The sequence below is a fragment of the Thiomicrospira sp. genome, assembly GCF_014859555.1.
GTDB lineage: Bacteria > Pseudomonadota > Gammaproteobacteria > Thiomicrospirales > Thiomicrospiraceae > Thiomicrospira.
Map to the genome: position 1 here is coordinate 1 of NZ_JACUTY010000042.1, position 19,044 is coordinate 19,044.

Sequence of the window (19,044 nt, forward strand, 5' to 3'; positions counted from 1 at the left end):
TATTTAATCTAAATCTTCCGCTTCAATAGCGACGGGCTCATCGTCAACAAGAGTAAAAAACTGTCTTTGCCAAAGTTCGTATAAACAGCGCATAACTTGAGGTTGTTTAGACCAGCGTTGCAACGTGGCGTTGTCAATGCAGTCTTGGTTGGCTAGTTGCATAATAATCGCTTCTTGAACGCCAGTCGTTGGCCATTCAAAACCATTGATGTAGAGGGTTAATTGAGTTTGCTCGCCGAGTTTTTGATAGGCAAAGCGACAAATCGGATCTTTCTGAAAACCGTTCGTGTTTGAAAGTGCATCGGTGAAATCTTCAAGGCTGGCGGTTTCTTCAGGGCTTAAGGGTTCAGGTAGGGCTTGGTGTGCTTGTTGATCAAGTTGAGTGGCAAAGCGACCGAACCAATGTTGCAAAGCTTGTTCGTCATTTAACACCTCTTGCAATAACTGTTTGGCCTGCAACCAGGCCTGGTTGGGGATTTCGGCCGGTTTTGCGTTTGTCCAGTTAGGGTCTTGGTATAACTGGTTAAACTGATTGTGTTCGGACAGGTAGTCACCAAAACTATCCCAGAGTTCTTGACCTTTATAACTGCGGTAACCAATTGAATAGGTCATACATTCATCGTCTAAGGCGATACCATGATGTCCCCATTTTGGCGGTAGATACAAAATATCGCCCGCTTCGAGTGTCCATTCTTCTTCTATTGGAAATGACTTCATTAAACGTAAACTTACATCTTTTAAATAGTTATCTTCGGTACAGTTTTGTGAGGTCAGCATCCATTTTCGCTGACCAGCGGCTTGAAGTAAAAACACATCATAATGGTCAAAATGCGGGCCTACGTTGCCGCCTTCGGTGGCGTAACTGATCATAATGTCGTCAATCCGCCAGCGTGGGATAAAGTCAAATTCGTTTAGAATATCATGCACCTCTGGAATTAACCGATCCACGCCTTGCACAAGCAGAGTCCAGTTTTTGTCCGGTAGATTCTGATAATCTTGTTCACTGAAGGCGCCATTTTTTAGTTCGTATTCTGTCTCAGATTTTTGAATAACCAGGCGGCTTTCTACTTCTTCTTCAAGCGATAAGCCGGCGAGTTCTTCGGGGCTTAATGGGCTGATGAAGTTGGGCAGGGCTTGGCGAATAAGCAGCGGTTTTTTCTGCCAGTATTCGCGCAAGAAAGTGGCTTGATCCACGCTGTTGAAATGAATCATATAAATCCTTTAATTAGGGGTTTAGCTTTTAATTTGATGTTTAGATCGTCGTTGTTAGGCTGGAAAGGGTTCGGCACCAGGCCTGGTGCCGAAGGTTAATGTTAAGGCGTTTGTTGTTAACGACCTTTAATCATAGTCAATGCTAGTTCAATCGCTTCAGCTTGGCGTTGCGCGTTACCGGTGTAGCTAGCTGGTGTCATGTCTCTTAAGGCTTTTTTAGCTTCCGCTGGTAATTCCAAACGATCCACAAACTCTTGCATAATTTGTGAGTTAACGCGACGACCACGGGTCAGTTCTTTAAGTTTTTCATAAGGCTGTTCAATGCCGTAGCGACGCATAACGGTTTGAATCGCTTCCGCTAATACTTCCCAGTTGTCATCTAAATCTTGGGCGAGTTTTTCTTCGTTCACTTCCAGTTTGCTTAACCCTTTCATGCTCGCTTGAAGTGCAATATGAGTGTGCGCGATGCCCACACCTAAATTACGCAATACCGTTGAGTCGGTTAAGTCACGCTGCCAGCGAGAAATTGGCAGTTTTTGAGCCAAGTGGTCAAAGATTGCATTGGCCATACCCAAGTTGCCTTCAGAGTTTTCAAAGTCAATTGGGTTCACTTTATGCGGCATGGTAGAAGAACCTATTTCACCAGCGACGGTTTTTTGTTTGAAGAAACCAAGCGAAATATAACCCCAGATATCACGATCAAAGTCGATTAAAACGGTATTGAAGCGCGACACCGCATGAAAATATTCAGCAATGTAGTCATGCGGCTCAATTTGGATGGTGTAAGGGTTCCAAGCCAGTCCAAGTGATTGAACAAACTGCTCACTAATTTCATACCAGTTTAAATCCGGATAAGCCGCTAGGTGGGCGTTATAGTTGCCGGTCGCGCCGTTAATTTTGCCCATGATTTGGACATTCATCAATTGTTTGATTTGGCGTTGTAGACGGTAAGCCACGTTAGCCAACTCTTTGCCAACCGTGGTCGGAGAGGCGGGTTGGCCGTGGGTACGAGACATCATTGGAATCGCCGCCATGGTCACGGCCTTTTGTGCAAGGTGGTCGACCAGTTTTTGCATTTCTGGCACCAGTGTCTGTTCGCGAGCATCTTTTAACATTAAGGCATAAGCTAGGTTGTTAATGTCTTCTGAGGTACAGGCAAAATGCACAAATTCATTAATCGCATCCAGTTCGGCCACCGGCTTCATGTGTTCTTTGATTAAGTATTCCACCGCTTTTACATCGTGGTTAGTGGTGCGTTCAATCTCTTTAACACGCTGCGCCATGTCTAAACTGAATTCGTTAACCAACTTAAGTAGGTGTTGGGTTGCTTGCGCGCTGAATTTTGGCACTTCTGGAATACCTGGGTGATTTGACAGCATTTGTAGCCAGGCCACTTCAACTCTTACGCGGTTTTTAATTAAACCGAATTCGCTGAAAATGGCTTTTAGATCGTTTAGACGCGCACCGTAGCGACCATCGACAGGTGAAATAGCAGTGAGTTCAGAGAGCATGAGAGTGTCAGACATAAATAGTTTCCTTAAAACGAATTCCAGGCAGTCAAATGAAGCTTATTGAGCACAAGCTTTTACAGATGCCGCGAGCCTTAAATAATCAAACATGATATTATATCGCAATTAGACGAACTTAATTAGGGAGCATGATTTTATGTTAGAAGCTTATCGCCAACATGTGGCCGAACGCGCTGAACAAGGGATTCCACCATTACCACTGGATGCCAAGCAAACGGCCGATTTAATTGAACAGTTAAAAAAACCACAGGCTGAAGAAGTCGAGGTTTTAGTTGATCTTTTAACCAATCGTGTTCCACCTGGGGTGGATGAAGCGGCTTATGTTAAAGCGAGTTTTTTGGCCGATGTGGCTTCTGAGAAGATCGCTGTTTCAGCTATTCCGGCGGCGCATGCCGCATTTTTGTTAGGCACCATGTTGGGTGGGTATAACGTTCAGCCTCTGATTGAGTTATTAGACAGTCAGAATGTTGAGGTGGCGGAAGCGGCGATGAAAGCCTTGTCTAAAACCATGTTGGTTTATGACGCTTATCATGACGTGTTGGAAAAAGCCAATACCAGTGTTTATGCCAAACAGGTGATTGACGCTTGGGCAGACGCTAAGTGGTTTACCGACAAAGAAGTGATGCTTGAGAAAATAACCGTGACGGTGTTTAAAGTTGACGGTGAAACCAATACCGATGATTTATCGCCTGCTACGGCGGCTTGGTCACGTCCGGATATTCCTTTGCATGCCAAAGAAATGTTGGCGTCAAAAATGCAAGATGTGCCACAAATTATAGAGTCATTAAAAGCCAAAGGTCATCCGGTAGCTTATGTCGGTGATGTGGTAGGTACCGGTTCATCTCGTAAGTCGGCGATGAATTCAGTGATGTGGTTTTTCGGTAATGACATCCCTTTTGTCCCCAACAAACGCCAAGGTGGGGTGGTTTTGGGCGGTAAAATTGCACCGATTTTCTTTAATACTGCGGAAGACTCGGGTTCGTTGCCGATTGAGTGTGATGTATCCAAAATGAATATGGGTGATGTGATTCATATTTATCCATATGAAGGCAAAATCACCAGTGAAGCCGGTGATGTTCTTAGCACGTTTAAATTAGACCCCATTACCATGCCAGACGAAGTGCGCGCGGGTGGGCGTGTGCCGTTAATTATCGGTCGTGATTTAACCGATAAAACTCGTCGCGCATTAGAATTAGTACCGAGTGAACACTTTATTCGCCCGATGGATGAAGATAAACAAACCCACGGTTTCACGCTGGCTCAAAAAATGGTCGGTCAAGCTTGTGGTGTTGAAGGTGTGCGCCCAGGTGTCTATTGTGAGCCGCACATGGCTACAGTGGGTTCGCAAGATACAACTGGTGCTATGACACGTGATGAAATGAAGGAGTTGGCATGTTTAGGTTTTAGTGCCGACTTTGTGCTGCAGTCTTTCTGCCATACCGCCGCTTATCCAAAACCGGTAGATATTAAGTTGCAACACAGCTTGCCTGAGTTTATTACCAGCCGTGGCGGGGTGTCACTTCGTCCGGGTGATGGCGTCATTCACTCTTGGTTAAACCGCATGTTATTGCCGGATACGGTGGGTACGGGTGGTGATTCGCATACGCGTTTCCCAATCGGGATTTCATTCCCGGCGGGTTCAGGTTTAGTAGCGTTTGGTGCAACGCTGGGTGTGATGCCTTTGAATATGCCGGAATCGGTTTTGGTGCGCTTTAAAGGCCAAATGCAGCCGGGTGTGACTTTGCGTGACTTGGTGAATGCGATTCCGTATCAAGCAATTCAGCAGGGTTTATTGACGGTTGAAAAGAAAGGCAAAAAGAATGTCTTTAACGGTCGCGTTTTAGAAATTGAAGGTTTGCCGGATTTGAAAGTCGAGCAGGCGTTTGAATTATCCGATGCGTCAGCTGAGCGTTCGGCTAACGGCTGTGTGGTTAAGTTAGGTGAAGCATCGATTATTGAATTCTTAAAGTCGAATATTCGTTTGATTGAATGGATGGTAGAAAACGGATATGAAGACGCACGTACCTTGCTACGCCGTCGTGATGAAATGCAAAAGTGGATTGATAGTCCGGTATTGTTAGAAGCGGACGCGGATGCTCAATATGCAGAAGTCATCGAAATAGACTTGAATCAAATCAAACAACCAATTGTGGCCTGTCCAAATGACCCTGATGACGTCAAATTATTGTCGGAGGTGGCGGGTGAGAAAATTGATGAAGTATTCATCGGTTCGTGTATGACCAATATTGGACATTATCGTGCGGCCGGTAAAGTGCTCGAAACCTTAAGTGGCGCAGTGCCGACGCGTTTATGGATCGCGCCGCCGACTAAGATGGACGAACGCCAATTAATCGAAGAAGGCTATTACAGCACCTTTGGGCGAGTTGGCGCTCGTACCGAAATGCCGGGTTGTTCGTTGTGTATGGGCAATCAGGCGCGTGTCGCTGACGGTTCAACGGTGTTCTCTACTTCAACACGTAACTTCCCAAACCGTTTAGGTAATGGCGCGAATGTGTATTTAGGTTCCGCTGAGCTGGCCGCGGTAATTGCGGCGTCTGGAAAGATCCCAACGCCAGATGAATATTTGGCCGCAGTCAGTCGATTAAATACCATGGCGGATGATGTATATCGTTATTTGCAGTTTGATGAAATGGCGGATTATGAAATTAAATCGCCTAAAAACTTATCAGAAATTGGCGTAGCCGTAGGCTGATAATACAAGCACCAGGCCTGGTGCTTGAAATAAAAAGCCCGCTATTATTGAGTGAATAATAGCGGGCTTTTTTTGTTGGTAAATCCTACTTAAATCGAATTTAAGATTGCCACAATCCATCGTTATTAACGATAGCTGCGCAGATACCACCATTCAAAAAATCGTTTGGCATAATGCATTAAACGGCAGGGCGGCAGCATAATGGTGCCTTTTTCAGTGCGACGAATTAATAGGCCATGGCTAAGTGTGTCTATGATACAAACTAACTCATGCTTAATCTTTTGTTTGTCACCTGCTTGGTTAAGGTCTGTTACCAGGTTGTGCGCCGCGACTTTAGCTTGAATGTCAGCGGCATGGGCTTGTTTAGGTTGCCAGTCCGGGCCTTCGAAGCTGCCAGCATCCCCCGCGACATAAGTGTTCTCAAAGCCTTTAACTTGGGCGAATTCATTCGCCAAGATCATGCCACCCGCTGACTTGGGTAAGTCAGTATTCTCTAACCAAGCTGGGCCTGTCATGCCGGGCATAAATAAAATTAGATCGGCATGGAATTCACTACCCTCAGTTTTAACTTTGTTGGCTTCAAATCCGACCATTTTGTGGCCTAAATGAGTTTCGATATTCTTTTTAGCCATCATGATTTGCATTTTTGCAGGCACTTTAGCACCTAGGCGTTTGCCTGGTTCTGGCGTAGGATTAAAGAAAATAATTTTAAATTTATCTCTACGGCCTTGCTGGCGAAGTAGGGTGTCGATACCGAATAAAAATTCGAACATTGGGCCACCACGCATGGCCGCTGGTTCGTTAGGGTTGCCGCCAAAACCTATCGCAATTGTGCCGGATTTCATGGCTTCGAGTCGGTCACGAATTTGTTCGGCGGCTGGAATGCCTTCACAAGGGGTGATGGCATGTTCAATACCCGGTAATTTTTTAATAAAACGACCACCGCTGGCGATAATTAAACCATCATTAGTAAACTCGCCTTTGTCGGTAACCACGGTGCGACCACCGTCTTTAATAGACTCAACTTGAGATTGAATAAATTCAACGCGTTGACGGTTAAAAAAATTGTGCAGATCCACTTTGAGATCGTCGGCCTGACGGATTTTTGATGGTATCCAGATTAAGCTAGGCAAATAAATCAAATTTTGATTGGGTGAGAATACTTGAATGGTAACGTCTTTAAGCTGTTTACGGACTTGCTTAATAGCGGTTAATGCCGCAAAACCCGTTCCTAGAATAGCGATCTTCATAGTTTTTCCTTACCTAATGCGCAGAATATTCAAGTTATCATAGCAAACTTTTTGTGCTTTTATAAAGTGATGATTTCGCGCGAATTTGGTAGGCCGAAAAAAGTGATGGTTTAGGTTTTTGGGTGTATTTTAGCTTTTAATACCAATTTGCGAATTTTACGTGCCGGTGTGCCTATGCAGGGCATATGTAAATCGGTGGGAAAAAAGATGATAAACATGCCTTTTTTAACATGAATCATTTGCCCAGCGACCTGGTAAAGCGCAAAATCTTTTTCTTCGTTGTAAGCCTGTACCGGTGTTTGGTTGGCGAGTGGCAATACACCCATGTATTCGTCGCCTGACAACATGACTTGCACATCAATATACTGGCGATGCGCTTCATAAAGTGAACCGTCACTGGGCTGAGTTTCGTATTCATCAATAATCGCGTCCAGCTGGTCGCTGACCTGGTGGCGGCCAATCTCTAGCTTGCTAAAGTCGGTTCCACTGGAAATATAGTCTAAAGCCTGATCAATAGCAGGATGTAACCCTTTATATAAGTGGGCGTTTTCAAGACGATCAAAAATCATAAAAGCTCGCTTTTTCCTAAAAAGATTAATCCCGCTATTTTACGCGAGCTGACTTTAAATAAAGATAAATATTTGCCTCCATACCTAGGTTTTTTGGCTCAGGATGACCTTCGTTTAAACGGGGCTTGTGGTAAACTTGGCGTTTTAACGTTTGATGGCTACGAAATAAACCATTAACCTGACCTAAATTGAATAGCGATGTTATGAAAATAAAACATGTTTTGTGGTTAATACCAGGCCTGGTGCTTGGGTTGTCGGGATGTGCGCAAGTAAGCGTTAACCCTTTATCTGAAGCGAATCAAGAATACGAATTGATTCAAACGCGTAGTGAACCGCCTACAGGTTTTGAAAGCCGCGCACTACGCAAACAAGCCGAAGCTTTGTGTCCGACAGGTTATGAATACTTGTTGCGCCACGCGCACAACTCCGCTGAGTTTGTGAAACATCATGCGGCTTGTGCGGCTGGGGAAGATTGTGGTTATGAGTTAAAGTGGCGTATTCGTTGCGGCGATATTCCGCGTGAACCGTTTTCCTTGTTTGGTAAAACCTAATTAATGCTAATAGATTAACCTAACTCGTTGGTTAATATTGCAGTTATACCAGGAGAATTTATGAGTCCAACGCCTTTGGTCGTACAGGATAACAGTGAAATAGGCATTAGCTTTACTTTGTGTTTACCTGACGATACCCCGATTGATCAAACAGAACCGGGTGAAATCTATCGCTTTAAAATCGGAGAAGGCAGTTTGCTCGCCAATCTTGAAGCTTTATTAGTGGGTTTAGAAGTCGGCACCCAGGCTAAGTTTTTTGTGCCACCTGAAGATGGCTTTGGATTTCCTGATCCGACTAATGTTTATACGATGCAACGCGCTGAGTTCCCAAACGATATGGCATTAAAAGTCGGTGATGTGGTTGGATTTGATACGCCAACTGGGGATGAAGTACCGGGCACGGTGGTTAAAATCCAAGAGGATGATATTACGGTTGATTTTAATCATCCTTTAGCTGGTCAAACATTTGTGTTTGAAGTCAAAATTGAAGCGGTTTACGATTCGGTTTCTTGAGTTTTAGCTTGGTTTGATTCGGCGGCTTCGTTGGGGTTAAATTTAGGGCCGGATTTGAGGTGGCCTTCGCTGCAATAGGTATGTGTGCCATCAAAGTAGGCTTCGGATTGCGGTAAATGTACGCCACAATGCGCGCAGCGCACCATGAGCTGGCTGTCGAGTGGTTCGGCAGGATGGGAGGAGGTGGATTGAGTCTTTTCTCTAGCCTCTATAATGATATTAAGTATCATGCGAATCAAAAAATAAACGAGCAGAACAAACGCTAAAAACAGAATGGCTTGCATACAAAAAATACCTTTTATAGGGTGCGTGGATGCGAGCATTGTCTGAAATATTTACAATAAAAGCAATTTTAATCTAGGCTAAATTAAGTCTTGTCCATTGTTGGTTGGAGATAAAACACACAATGAATTTACATGAGTATCAGGCTAAGCTCCTGTTTAAACAAGCTGGAATTCCGATACCACAAGGTGTGGTGGTTGATAATCTGACGCAAGTTTCAGAGGCGATCAAACAGATACCTAGTGATGGCTGGGTGGTTAAAGCCCAAATTCATGCGGGCGCGCGTGGTAAAGCGGGTGGCGTTAAGCTGGTTAAAACACCCGAGGAAGCTGAACAGGTTGCAAAATCCTTGCTTGGATCAAGTTTGGCGACGATTCAAACCGCCGGTAAAGCCTTGCCGATTAACAAACTGTTGATTGAGCAAACCCTGGATATTCAGCAAGAGTTGTATTTAAGTTTGGTGGTGGATCGGGTTGCGAAAACTCACCAGTTTGTGATTTCAGCCGCAGGCGGCATGGATATTGAAGAAGTCGCCGCCACTCAGCCGGATAAGATTATTTGCTTGGATGTCAATCTTTTGTTAGGTGTTATGCCTTATCAAGCGCGAGAAGTCGGGTTTGCGTTAGGCTTAACGGGTGAAGCTTTTAAACAGCTAGGCTCCATTTTAAAAAGTCTATATCAGTTGGCGTTGGATAAAGATTTTGCGCAGGTTGAAATCAATCCGTTGGTTTTAACTGCCGACAATCAATTGGTTGCGTTGGATGCCAAGGTTAATATTGATCCGAATGCACTTTACAGACAACCAGGCCTGGTGGAATGGCGTGATATTAGTCAAGAAGATGAACGTGAAGCTCAAGCCTCACAGTTTCAACTGAATTACATTGCGTTGGATGGCAACATTGGTTGCATGGTGAATGGCGCTGGTCTGGCGATGGCGACAATGGATTTGATTAAATTGAATGGCGGCCAACCGGCTAACTTTTTAGACGTAGGCGGCGGCACCACCCCCGAACGGGTTTCTGAAGCTTTTAAATTGATTTTGTCGTCCTCAGAAGTCAAAGCCATTTTAGTGAATATTTTTGGTGGTATTGTGCGTTGCGACCTGATTGCCGACGGTATTATTCAGGCGGTTAAAGAAGTCGGTTTATCGATTCCAGTTGTGGTGCGCTTAGAAGGCACCAATGTTGAACTAGGTCGTGAAAGATTAGCGCAAAGTGGTTTAAGTATTATCAGTGCCAATGATTTGGCGAGTGCCGCGCGTAAAGTGGTTGAAGTGGCGGGAGAAAACGCATGAGTATTTTAATCAACAAAAACACCCGCGTTATCTGCCAAGGTTTTACCGGCAAACAAGGCACATTTCACTCAGAGCAAGCGCTGGCTTATGGCACCCAAATGGTCGGTGGCGTGACCCCTGGAAAAGGCGGTCAAACGCATTTAGGTTTACCGGTGTTTAACACGGTCAAACAGGCGGTTAAGCAAACTGGCGCTGAGGCCAGCATGATTTATGTGCCGCCAGCTTTTGCGGCCGATTCAATTATTGAAGCCATAGACGCTGGTATAAAGGTGATTACCTGCATTACTGAAGGCATTCCGGTTAACGATATGTTGAAAGTGCGTGCGGTGTTAGAAGCTTCGGATAGTTATTTAATCGGCCCAAACTGTCCAGGCTTGATTACGCCCGGCGAGTGCAAAATCGGTATTATGCCGGGCCATATTCATTTGCCGGGCAAAGTCGGTGTAGTCTCTCGTTCTGGCACACTGACTTATGAAGCGGTGCATCAAACCACGCAAAACGGGCTAGGCCAATCAACTTGTGTGGGGATTGGTGGTGATCCGATTCATGGTATGAGTTTTATTGACTGTTTGGCGTTGTTTGAGAAAGACCCGCAAACTCAAGGCATTATTATGGTGGGTGAAATTGGTGGACAAGCCGAAGAAGATGCGGCTGAGTTTATCCAAGCGCATGTGACCAAGCCGGTGGTGGCTTATATTGCAGGCGTCACCGCGCCACCCGGAAAACGTATGGGACATGCTGGTGCGATTGTGAGCGGTGGTAAAGGCACGGCGGAAGCCAAGTTTGCGGCTTTAGAGGCCGCCGGTGTGACCGTGGTGCGGTCGCCAACCGAGATGGGATCGACACTTTTTGAACGACTAAATAAGGCTTAACGGTCTAGGGGGAATCATGTCGCACACGATCCAAGTTGTTATGGCTCAAATTGATCCATTAGTTGGCGATATTTCCGGCAATGTAGAACGTATGGTGCGGGCAGCTAATCAGGCCAAACAAGACCATAATGCCGACCTGGTGGTTTTCCCAGAAATGAGTTTATTGGGTTATCCACCTGAAGATTTATTGTTAAGAGATGGCTTATATCCACAAGTTCAAAAAGCGCTCAACTCACTTTGTGATCAAGTAAAAGACGTCGCAATGGTGGTCGGGTATCCTATGATGGACGCGCTGGGTGAACGTTTTAACATGGCGGCTTGGATTAGCGAGGGCATGATCCAAGCCAGTTATATGAAACAGCACCTACCAAATTATAATGTATTTGATGAGCAACGTTATTTTTCGGCGGGTAGCAAGCCTTGTGTGGTGGGTTTTAAAGGCGTGCAATTTGGCTTGGTTATCTGTGAAGACATCTGGAAACCGGGCCCGGCATTGCAGGCCGCTCAAGCTGGCGCTGAAGTAATTATTAACATTAATGCGTCGCCTTTTCACAGCGAAAAATATCAAGATCGCTTAATGGTGCTGCGTCGTCGTGTGGATGAAGTCAAGTTGCCGGTAATTTATGTCAACCAAGTAGGTGGGCAAGATGAATTAGTGTTTGATGGTGGCTCGTTTGCGATGTCGGCAGACGGTGAAGTTCAAGTTCAGGCGCCGGAGTTTACAAATGCGTTAACGTTAGTTCAGTTAGTGAAAAATAAAGATAAGGTTGAGATTATAGCCGGCTCGCAGGCTCCTTTGTACCAAGGGGAGGCACGCATATATGAAGCCATTAAACTCGGTATTCGCGATTATGTGCACAAAAATGGCTTTAAAGGTGTGTTATTGGGCTTGTCGGGCGGGATTGACTCGGCACTTACGCTGGCCTTAGCTGTGGATGCATTAGGCGCCGACCAGGTTGAAGCCGTAATGATGCCATTTCGCTATACTGCGCAAATCAGTATAGAGGATGCACAAGCCCAGGCTGAAACCATGCGTGTCAAGTATCACAGTATTCCTATCGAATCGCTTTATAGTGGTTTTGAAGCCAGTTTAGCGGAACGCTTTGAGGGTTACGATGCCGATCTTACCGAAGAAAACCTGCAAGCACGTATCCGTGGAACCTTATTAATGGCTTTGTCTAATAAACTCGGCAAGCTGGTATTGGCGACCAGTAATAAAAGCGAATCGGCGGTGGGTTATAGCACACTTTATGGTGATATGGTGGGGGGCTTTTCGCCGCTCAAAGACGTACCTAAAACGCTGGTTTACCGCTTAGCAGGTTATCGCAATCAACTCAATAAGGTCATTCCAAAACGTGTGATTACACGCCCACCATCAGCTGAGTTAAGACCGGATCAAATGGATCAGGACTCTTTACCTGATTATGATGTATTGGATGCGATTATTAAGGCTTATGTCGAAAAGGATCACACGCCGGCTGAAATTATCGCGTTGAATATCGCTAAAGCGGACGTGGTGTATCGAGTTATCGGCTTAATTAATCGCAGTGAATATAAACGCCGTCAGGCTGCGCCAGGTGTACGAATTTCGTTGCGTGCGTTTGGACGTGATCGGCGTTATCCGATCACCAGCGGTTATAGTGAATAACCAGGCCTGGTGGTGAGTTTGAAGCGAATTAATATAGAAGAACGCGTACATGTTGAGGTTTCAGTTAAAGCCCAAACGCTGAAACTCTGGCGCGGTCATAGAGTCGAAAAATATTATTTGATAAGTACGGCTCAAAAAGGGCCGGGTCAAGCCAAAGGTTCAAATCAAACCCCACTAGGTAAACATATTATTCGAGCCAAAATAGGTGATGGATTACCGGTAAATAGTGTGTTTGTGGCACGCCGACCAACCGGTGAAATTTATAATGATGAGTTGGCTAAATCGAACCCAAAGCGCGATTGGATTTTGACTCGTATTCTTTGGTTAAGCGGTTGTGAAAAAGGCCGTAATCGACTGGGTTCGGTGGATACGATGCAGCGTTATATTTACATTCATGCCACGCCTGATGCTGAACCTATGGGGCAAGCTTTGTCACACGGTTGTGTGCGTATGCGCAATCAAGATATGTTGGAGTTGTTCGAGCTTGTCTCAGTGGGCACAAGAGTTAACATTCACCTATGATTAATTATTTACTACGTTTGGGCCTGTCTTTATTGTTTATCACTTGGGTGGTGAGCAGTCTGGTTTTCCTACTTATCCATTTAGTTCCTGGTGATCCTGTTTCTGTCATGTTAGGCGACTGGGCGAGTCCGGCCGATGAACAGGCGTTACGCCATCAATTGGGTTTAGATCGGCCACTTTGGCAACAGTATATTCATTACTTTATGGGGCTGTTGCAGTTTGATTTAGGCACCTCATTATTCTTTCAGCAGCCGGTATCTGATTTGGTTTTAGAACGTTTACCTATGACCGCATATTTAGCCGTCATGGCGATGCTGATTGCGGTGTTGATCGCGTTTCCGTTAGGTATGTGGGCGGCGTTAAAATCCGGTCGGTGGCCAGATTACGCTTCGATGACGGTGGCGTTAGTCGGGGTTTCTATCCCTAATTTTTGGCTGGGGCCGATGTTGATTTTATTGTTTTCAATCAGTTTAGCTTGGCTGCCGGTCAGTGGGGCGGATCAACCTTGGGCTTGGGTGTTACCGGCGGTCACGTTGGGAACGGCGTTGGCGGCGATCTTAGCTAGGATGTTACGCGCCTCATTATTAGAAATTTTCCATGAAGATTATATCCGCACCGCCAGAGCAAAAGGTTTGTCCAATACCCGAGTATATGGCCTGCATGCTTTGCGTAATGCGCTGTTACCAGTGGTGACAATTATGGGTTTACAGCTGGGCACTTTATTAGGTGGCGCGGTGATAACCGAGGTGGTATTTGATTGGCCGGGTCTTGGTCAACTATTAGTTGATTCGATTCAGCGGCGTGATTACCCGGTGGTTCAAGCCTGTATTTTAATTATTAGTGTGGCCTATATCACAGTAAATGCACTTACAGAGCTAGTGTACGCCTGGTTAGATCCTAGAATTCGGTTGGCAAATTAATGACTAATAAGGTGACATGTTAGATGAAGTGGTTAAGTTTGCTAATTGTGCTGGCCTGGTTTGCGATGGCTTTTGGCGCCTTTTTAGTGGGCGAGTCCGCTAATTTAGTGGATTTGAACAAATTGCTAGCGATGCCTGATTGGCAGAGCTGGTTGGGCTATGACGAGCTAGGACGTCCATTGTTTGAGCGTTTATTGCTAGGTGCGCAAACCTCCTTATTTGTGGCCTTAGGGGTGGTGATTTTCTCAGCCTTAATTGGTACCAGTATCGGCATTTACAGCGGTTTTATGGGTGGCTGGGTAGATCGTGTCATTACCAAGGTAATTGATGTGTTTTTAGCTTTCCCAGGCTTGTTGCTTGCGATCGGTTTAGCGGCGGTATTAGGCCCAGGAATTGAGAATGTGATTTTTGCCTTAGTCGCTGTGGGTTGGGTGGGTTATGCACGTTTAGCGCGCGCTCAAACCTTAAGTTTACGTCACCGAGAACATATCCAAGCCGCCCGTGCCTTGGGTGTAAGTCAGCCGGTTATTTTATATCGACATTTATTGCCTTTGATTCTGGCGCCATTAGGGGTTGAGGCCACCTTTGGTTTTGCTGGTGCAGTGATCGCCGAAGCTGGTTTATCCTTCTTAGGGCTAGGTGTTCAGCCGCCCGATGCATCTTGGGGTAATATGATTCGCGAAGGCACACGTTATTTACTGGTCGCCCCGCATTTGGTGATTGTGCCGGGTGTTGCCCTCATGTTGGTGGTATTAGCGATTAATGTACTTGGCGATCGTGGGCGAGATCGTTTGGATGTCAAACAAAGCACGCCACATGTATAAGCACCAGGCCTGGTTTAAGGAAATCTTTTTATGTTAAAAATTCAAGGTAAAGCCATGTCATTGGGTAGCGTGATGATTGGTGTAAGTGGTTTAAGCTTAACCGTTCAAGAACGAGACTGGCTGCTTAATCCTATGGTGGCGGGTGTGATTTTATTTAGCCGCAATTTTGAGTCCCCCGAGCAACTAAAAGCCTTGTGTGATGAGATTCATGTATTACGTCACCCTAAACTATTAATCGCGGTTGATCATGAAGGCGGTCGGGTTCAACGTTTCCGTCAAGGTTTTACGCGTTTACCTCCCATGCGAGTTTTGGGTCAGCTTTATCAAAATTCAGCCGAAAAAGCGCTCAAAAAGGCGCATGAGTTGGGCTGGTTACTGGCGACCGAGCTTTTAGCCTGTGGTGTCGATTTCAGCTTTACACCGGTGGTCGATTTGGACTATGGTGAAAGTCACGTAATTGGTGATCGGGCTTTTTCGTCTGATCCAGTCATTACCGGAAAACTGGCGTTGCAAGTAAGTTTAGGTATGCGTGAGGCCGGCATGGCTTCGGTAGCCAAACATTTTCCTGGGCACGGTTTTGTTAAAGCGGATACACACCAAGAAATCGCGATTGATGAACGTCATTGGCCGCAAATCCAGCAACAGGATTTACAGCCTTTTTTGTCATTAATGTCGCATGGTTTGGAAGCGGTGATGCCGGCTCATGTACGTTATCCCAATGTGGATGATTTACCGGTGGGTTTTTCGCATTATTGGTTGCAAAAAGTGTTGCGTGAAGAATGCCATTTTGATGGCGCGATCATAAGTGATGATTTGGGAATGCACGCCGCAGCGGTGTATGGTTCGGTGGTTGAAAGAGTTAATATGGCCTTAAATGCGGGTTGTGATTTAGTGTTGGTTTGTAATGAGTTGGATCAAATCCCAGAAGTTTTAGCGCAAAGTATTCAACGCAGCTGCCCGATTTCTCACGCACGTTTAATTCGCTTACATGGGCGTGCTCAGATTTCGTATGATCGCTTGCATTATGAACCCCTCTGGCAAGCTTCGGCTAAAAATATCAGTCAACTTAGCGAGCAGTCCTTACAGAGTGCGTTGATTTAAAGGCCTCTTACAGAATATTTACTTCGGGCTCGAGGTGGATGCCAAACTTATGCATCACTTCGTTTTGCACCATTTGAGACAACTCAACAATTTCTTTACCTGTGGCACCGCCCAAATTTACCAAGACTAACGCATGTTTGTCAGATACGCCGGCACGACCGTGGCTGAGTGTATGTGCACCTGATTGCTCAATTAACCAAGCCGCCGGAATTTTATATTGGCCATCCAGCATTTTATGGTTAGGTATTTCGCCGTGTTCTTGTTGAATTTTCTCAAAGTATTCAGCCGATACAATTGGGTTTTCGAAAAAGCTGCCGGCGTTCCCGACTATATTTGGATCGGGCAAACGTTCTTGACGTAAGGCTACCACTGCATTAAAAACATCTAATGGTGTGATGCTGGTTAAATTCTGAGCTTGCAGATGGTTTTTTAAGGGTTCGTAAACCAAATTGGCCTGTCCGGAATGCAGTTTTCTTAAACGAAAAGTTACCCGGTGCACCAGCAAGCGATTTGTGAATTGACGTTTGAAAATACTGGTGCGATAACCAAATTCACAGTCGGCATTACGAAACTCTACTCGATGACCATCATATAAATCCAGGGCTTGAATGCGGGTGATCGTGTCGCGCGCTTCTGTGCCGTAAGCGCCGATGTTTTGTACGGGTGCGGCGCCAACGGTTCCCGGGATAAAAGCTAGGTTTTCGAGCCCCCACCAGTTTTGTTTGACTGTGTACTCAACAAGTTGATGCCAATTAACCCCCGCGCCAACCGACAGCCAAATACCATCATTATCCTCTTTGACGACCTTAATTTTATTAAAGCTGCAACGCACAATTACGCCTTCAATATCATGGGTAAATAAAATATTGCTCCCATCGCCCATAATTGTCCAAGGCATTGAGGCCAGCTTTAAATCGGACCGCAGCACGGGAATATCGCTTTGTTTATTGACCTCAACGTAATAGCGCGTTTTGGTTGCGATATTAAATGTATTGAGATGTGTAATTGGATAGTTGGCTTGAATGTGCATAGTTTTTGCTTAGTTTGCTATAATTTTTAAATTTGAATGAAGTCTTTAACGCCCATTGTGAGCTAACTTGCTCAGTTGGGTTAGCTTTTTTGCCAAAAACGTGATGTCGACATAGGTCGAGTAGGCCCAAATTATAAAGGAAAACGCATGAGTCTTTTGAAACTTTCCACACAATCTTGGTCATCCCAGACGGTGTTTATTATGGCCGCTGTCGGGTCGGCAGTTGGTTTAGGTAATATTTGGAAGTTTCCTTATATCGCGGGTGATAATGGCGGCGGTGCGTTTGTTTTGGTTTATTTGGCCTGTATTTTAATTATCGGCCTGCCAATTTTGCTATCCGAAATTGCGTTAGGTCGGACTGGGCAGGCCAATCCGGTGCAGGCGATGGCCAATGTAGCACATGAAAGTAATGCTTCACGGCTTTGGTCAGGATTGGGTTTCAACGGTGTGTTGGCTGGGTTGTTGATTCTGTCGTTTTACACCGTGATTGCAGGCATTGCAGTGGCCTATTTTGTCACCAGTGTTCAAGGGGCATTTGTTGATATCAGTAGCCAACAAGCACAAGAATTGTTTGAAGCAAAAGTGGCGAGCCCTTGGGAGCTTTTGTTTTGGCATAGTCTAGTAACGGTGTTTACGATTGTTATCGTTTCGAAAGGTATTCGCAGTGGTTTAGAGAAAGCGATTAACTTTATGATGCCGGGTTTATTGATCATTTTATTGGTGTTATTAGGTTATGCCACCACGACCGGTTTTTTTGGCGCGAGTGTGGCGTTTATGTTTACACCGGACTTTTCTAAGTTAAGCTGGGAAGCGGTATTAGTTGCGCTTGGTCATGCTTTTTTTACGCTTAGTATTGGGCTAGGTACGATGATGGCTTATGGTGCATATGTGAACCAAAATATGTCGATTGTCAAAGCCAGTGTTTGGATTGTGCTGATGGATACGCTGATTGCGATGATGGCAGGCCTGGTGATTTTTTCAGTCGTATTTGCGAATGACTTAGCGCCCGGGGCGGGGCCAGGTTTGTTGTTCCAAACCTTACCGATTGCCTTTGGTCAGATGGTGGGTGGCTGGTTTTTTGGCAGTTTGTTCTTTTTGTTAGTCGTGATGGCGGCTTTAAGCTCTGCCATTTCGTTAATTGAGCCAGCTGTTAGTTGGTTTGAGCAAAACTGGGGCTATTCACGCAAAAAATCGGCTTGGATGTTAGGATCGGTTGCTTGGTTAATCGGGCTGGGTACGGTGTTGTCGTTTAATTATTGGGAAGATATTAAACTATTAGGCGACCGTAATTTCTTTGCAACAGTCGACTTTTTAACCTCCAGCATCATGTTACCGTTGGGCGGGTTATTTATCGGTGTATTTGTGGCTTGGACAATGCGCGCGGATTTGAAGGCACAACAAATTGATTTGCAGCGCTGGGTGATGGCTTTATTTAACTTCAGTTTGCGTTATGTTACACCTTTCGCGATCATTTTGGTGTTTGCTTATAATCTGAGCCAAACTTATATTGTGCCAATCATGCTAATCAGTGTGGCAATCTATGTGGTTTATGTTTTGAGATTGCTTAGACTTAAGCGCGTGAAGGCAAATAGTATTTAAGAAAATATAGCCAGCTAGATGTTAGCTGGCTTGTTTGCTATTTTTACATGTACTGGTTGGTGACAAAACGATTCATTTCCATAAAACGCGCATTTAAATCACGCTGCAATTTATGAGAAGCACGCACAATCGCGCGCATGACATGATAAACGGCATGAGGGTGTGTTGCGATTAAACCTTCAAAATCAGCGCGGTTTAAAATAATGACTTCACTGTCTTTTCGACTTCTTAATGTCATCGAGTGAGGCTCACCATCAATAAAGCTCAATTCACCGGCTAACGAGCCTGGCGTTAAAGCGACCATAATGGTTTCATCTTTAGCCCCTAGGTTTTTAATGACATCAATTTTTCCAGATACAACCAGGTACAGTTGATCATCGGCTTCGCCTTCTTTAAATAAAACATCCTCTTTTTTGAGGCTTATTTTTTTACTAATATCCAATAACGCTTGGCATTCCGTGTCGGATAGGTCTGCACCTAAAACAGATTGTGAAAGCGTTAAGGTGTCGTGTGAACTCATTTGGGCACCTCGATTAACCCAGAATAAAATTCTGCGGGACTTAAAGGCCACTTATTCTAGGCGCGACTCGCCGGCCTTAGTCATTCTATGGCCAA

At 45.2% G+C, this 19,044-nt stretch carries 18 protein-coding genes; 11 read left to right on the top strand and 7 right to left on the bottom strand.

Features of this window, described 5'->3' with window-relative positions; translation table 11 throughout:
• Positions 1-3 precede the first annotated feature (3 nt).
• Together IBX48_RS07510 and purB are read right to left on the bottom strand one after the other, a co-directional pair.
• Positions 4-1,212 (bottom strand): cupin domain-containing protein, encoded by a 1,209-nt coding sequence (locus IBX48_RS07510; RefSeq protein WP_296832587.1) that lies wholly within the window; start codon positions 1,210-1,212, stop codon positions 4-6.
• A gap of 116 nt (positions 1,213-1,328) precedes the next feature.
• Positions 1,329-2,738: an adenylosuccinate lyase gene (purB, locus tag IBX48_RS07515; RefSeq protein ID WP_296832589.1), complete on the bottom strand. Its 1,410-nt coding sequence runs from the start codon at positions 2,736-2,738 to the stop codon at positions 1,329-1,331.
• Between the two features lie 139 nt (positions 2,739-2,877).
• Here purB and acnB point away from each other — a divergent pair, with 139 nt between their 5' ends.
• Positions 2,878-5,454 (top strand): bifunctional aconitate hydratase 2/2-methylisocitrate dehydratase, encoded by a 2,577-nt coding sequence (gene acnB / locus IBX48_RS07520; RefSeq protein ID WP_296832592.1) that lies wholly within the window; start codon positions 2,878-2,880, stop codon positions 5,452-5,454.
• A gap of 125 nt (positions 5,455-5,579) precedes the next feature.
• On the opposite strand, the gene IBX48_RS07525 is transcribed toward acnB, so the two are convergent.
• The gene (locus IBX48_RS07525) at positions 5,580-6,704 is read right to left on the bottom strand and encodes an FAD-dependent oxidoreductase (protein ID WP_296832595.1); all 1,125 of its coding nucleotides are present in this window, start codon (positions 6,702-6,704) and stop codon (positions 5,580-5,582) included.
• A 110-nt stretch (positions 6,705-6,814) separates the two neighbouring features.
• Entirely contained in the window at positions 6,815-7,273 is a 459-nt protein-coding gene (locus tag IBX48_RS07530; protein WP_296832599.1) for a YhcH/YjgK/YiaL family protein, read from the bottom strand.
• Between the two features lie 203 nt (positions 7,274-7,476).
• Here IBX48_RS07530 and IBX48_RS07535 point away from each other — a divergent pair, with 203 nt between their 5' ends.
• Positions 7,477-7,824 (top strand): hypothetical protein, encoded by a 348-nt coding sequence (locus tag IBX48_RS07535; protein ID WP_296832601.1) that lies wholly within the window; start codon positions 7,477-7,479, stop codon positions 7,822-7,824.
• A 60-nt stretch (positions 7,825-7,884) separates the two neighbouring features.
• Complete coding sequence (locus IBX48_RS07540; protein WP_296832604.1) at positions 7,885-8,337, top strand: FKBP-type peptidyl-prolyl cis-trans isomerase; 453 nt, start codon at positions 7,885-7,887, stop codon at positions 8,335-8,337.
• On the opposite strand, the gene IBX48_RS07545 is transcribed toward IBX48_RS07540, so the two are convergent.
• Positions 8,319-8,621, bottom strand: a complete 303-nt coding sequence (locus IBX48_RS07545) for a PP0621 family protein (protein WP_296832607.1) — start codon at positions 8,619-8,621, stop codon at positions 8,319-8,321. The two genes, IBX48_RS07540 and IBX48_RS07545, sit on opposite strands and share 19 nt — an antisense overlap.
• Positions 8,622-8,743: 122 nt before the next feature.
• Here IBX48_RS07545 and sucC point away from each other — a divergent pair, with 122 nt between their 5' ends.
• From sucC to nagZ, 7 genes are read left to right on the top strand one after another with little or no spacing between them, the layout of a single operon-like run.
• The gene (sucC, locus tag IBX48_RS07550) at positions 8,744-9,913 is read left to right on the top strand and encodes an ADP-forming succinate--CoA ligase subunit beta (protein WP_296832614.1); all 1,170 of its coding nucleotides are present in this window, start codon (positions 8,744-8,746) and stop codon (positions 9,911-9,913) included.
• Positions 9,910-10,785 carry a succinate--CoA ligase subunit alpha gene (gene sucD, locus IBX48_RS07555; protein ID WP_296832617.1) on the top strand — a complete coding sequence of 292 codons (876 nt, stop codon included), beginning with the start codon at positions 9,910-9,912 and terminating at the stop codon, positions 10,783-10,785. Before sucC ends, sucD begins: the two co-directional genes overlap by 4 nt.
• Positions 10,786-10,801: 16 nt before the next feature.
• Entirely contained in the window at positions 10,802-12,433 is a 1,632-nt protein-coding gene (locus IBX48_RS07560) for an NAD+ synthase (protein WP_296832620.1), read from the top strand.
• Between the two features lie 12 nt (positions 12,434-12,445).
• A complete protein-coding gene (locus IBX48_RS07565) occupies positions 12,446-12,955 on the top strand; it encodes a L,D-transpeptidase (protein ID WP_296832623.1) in 510 nt (169 codons plus the stop codon).
• Positions 12,952-13,875, top strand: a complete 924-nt coding sequence (gene nikB / locus IBX48_RS07570) for a nickel ABC transporter permease (RefSeq protein ID WP_296832627.1) — start codon at positions 12,952-12,954, stop codon at positions 13,873-13,875. The genes IBX48_RS07565 and nikB overlap by 4 nt, the downstream gene beginning before the upstream one ends.
• Before the next feature lie 23 nt (positions 13,876-13,898).
• Positions 13,899-14,699, top strand: coding sequence for an ABC transporter permease (locus tag IBX48_RS07575; protein ID WP_296832632.1), 801 nt, complete (start codon positions 13,899-13,901; stop codon positions 14,697-14,699).
• 30 nt (positions 14,700-14,729) lie between these two features.
• Positions 14,730-15,800 (top strand): beta-N-acetylhexosaminidase, encoded by a 1,071-nt coding sequence (nagZ, locus tag IBX48_RS07580; protein ID WP_296832636.1) that lies wholly within the window; start codon positions 14,730-14,732, stop codon positions 15,798-15,800.
• Between the two features lie 7 nt (positions 15,801-15,807).
• On the opposite strand, the gene murB is transcribed toward nagZ, so the two are convergent.
• Positions 15,808-16,830: a UDP-N-acetylmuramate dehydrogenase gene (murB, locus tag IBX48_RS07585; protein WP_296832642.1), complete on the bottom strand. Its 1,023-nt coding sequence runs from the start codon at positions 16,828-16,830 to the stop codon at positions 15,808-15,810.
• 147 nt (positions 16,831-16,977) lie between these two features.
• On the opposite strand from murB, the gene IBX48_RS07590 reads away from it, so the two are divergent.
• Complete coding sequence (locus IBX48_RS07590; protein ID WP_296832648.1) at positions 16,978-18,429, top strand: sodium-dependent transporter; 1,452 nt, start codon at positions 16,978-16,980, stop codon at positions 18,427-18,429.
• Between the two features lie 43 nt (positions 18,430-18,472).
• Here the strand turns inward: IBX48_RS07590 and IBX48_RS07595 are convergent, their stop codons facing one another.
• Complete coding sequence (locus tag IBX48_RS07595; RefSeq protein WP_296832651.1) at positions 18,473-18,949, bottom strand: cyclic nucleotide-binding domain-containing protein; 477 nt, start codon at positions 18,947-18,949, stop codon at positions 18,473-18,475.
• Positions 18,950-19,044 lie beyond the last annotated feature (95 nt).

Coding starts and splice junctions, on each gene's coding strand:
- IBX48_RS07510 (WP_296832587.1), bottom strand. CDS start 1,212: ATGATTCATTTCAACAGCGTGGATCAAGCCACTTTCTTGCGCGAATAC.
- purB (WP_296832589.1), bottom strand. CDS start 2,738: ATGTCTGACACTCTCATGCTCTCTGAACTCACTGCTATTTCACCTGTC.
- acnB (WP_296832592.1), top strand. CDS start 2,878: ATGTTAGAAGCTTATCGCCAACATGTGGCCGAACGCGCTGAACAAGGG.
- IBX48_RS07525 (WP_296832595.1), bottom strand. CDS start 6,704: ATGAAGATCGCTATTCTAGGAACGGGTTTTGCGGCATTAACCGCTATT.
- IBX48_RS07530 (WP_296832599.1), bottom strand. CDS start 7,273: ATGATTTTTGATCGTCTTGAAAACGCCCACTTATATAAAGGGTTACAT.
- IBX48_RS07535 (WP_296832601.1), top strand. CDS start 7,477: ATGAAAATAAAACATGTTTTGTGGTTAATACCAGGCCTGGTGCTTGGG.
- IBX48_RS07540 (WP_296832604.1), top strand. CDS start 7,885: ATGAGTCCAACGCCTTTGGTCGTACAGGATAACAGTGAAATAGGCATT.
- IBX48_RS07545 (WP_296832607.1), bottom strand. CDS start 8,621: ATGCAAGCCATTCTGTTTTTAGCGTTTGTTCTGCTCGTTTATTTTTTG.
- sucC (WP_296832614.1), top strand. CDS start 8,744: ATGAATTTACATGAGTATCAGGCTAAGCTCCTGTTTAAACAAGCTGGA.
- sucD (WP_296832617.1), top strand. CDS start 9,910: ATGAGTATTTTAATCAACAAAAACACCCGCGTTATCTGCCAAGGTTTT.
- IBX48_RS07560 (WP_296832620.1), top strand. CDS start 10,802: ATGTCGCACACGATCCAAGTTGTTATGGCTCAAATTGATCCATTAGTT.
- nikB (WP_296832627.1), top strand. CDS start 12,952: ATGATTAATTATTTACTACGTTTGGGCCTGTCTTTATTGTTTATCACT.
- IBX48_RS07575 (WP_296832632.1), top strand. CDS start 13,899: ATGAAGTGGTTAAGTTTGCTAATTGTGCTGGCCTGGTTTGCGATGGCT.
- nagZ (WP_296832636.1), top strand. CDS start 14,730: ATGTTAAAAATTCAAGGTAAAGCCATGTCATTGGGTAGCGTGATGATT.
- murB (WP_296832642.1), bottom strand. CDS start 16,830: ATGCACATTCAAGCCAACTATCCAATTACACATCTCAATACATTTAAT.
- IBX48_RS07590 (WP_296832648.1), top strand. CDS start 16,978: ATGAGTCTTTTGAAACTTTCCACACAATCTTGGTCATCCCAGACGGTG.
- IBX48_RS07595 (WP_296832651.1), bottom strand. CDS start 18,949: ATGAGTTCACACGACACCTTAACGCTTTCACAATCTGTTTTAGGTGCA.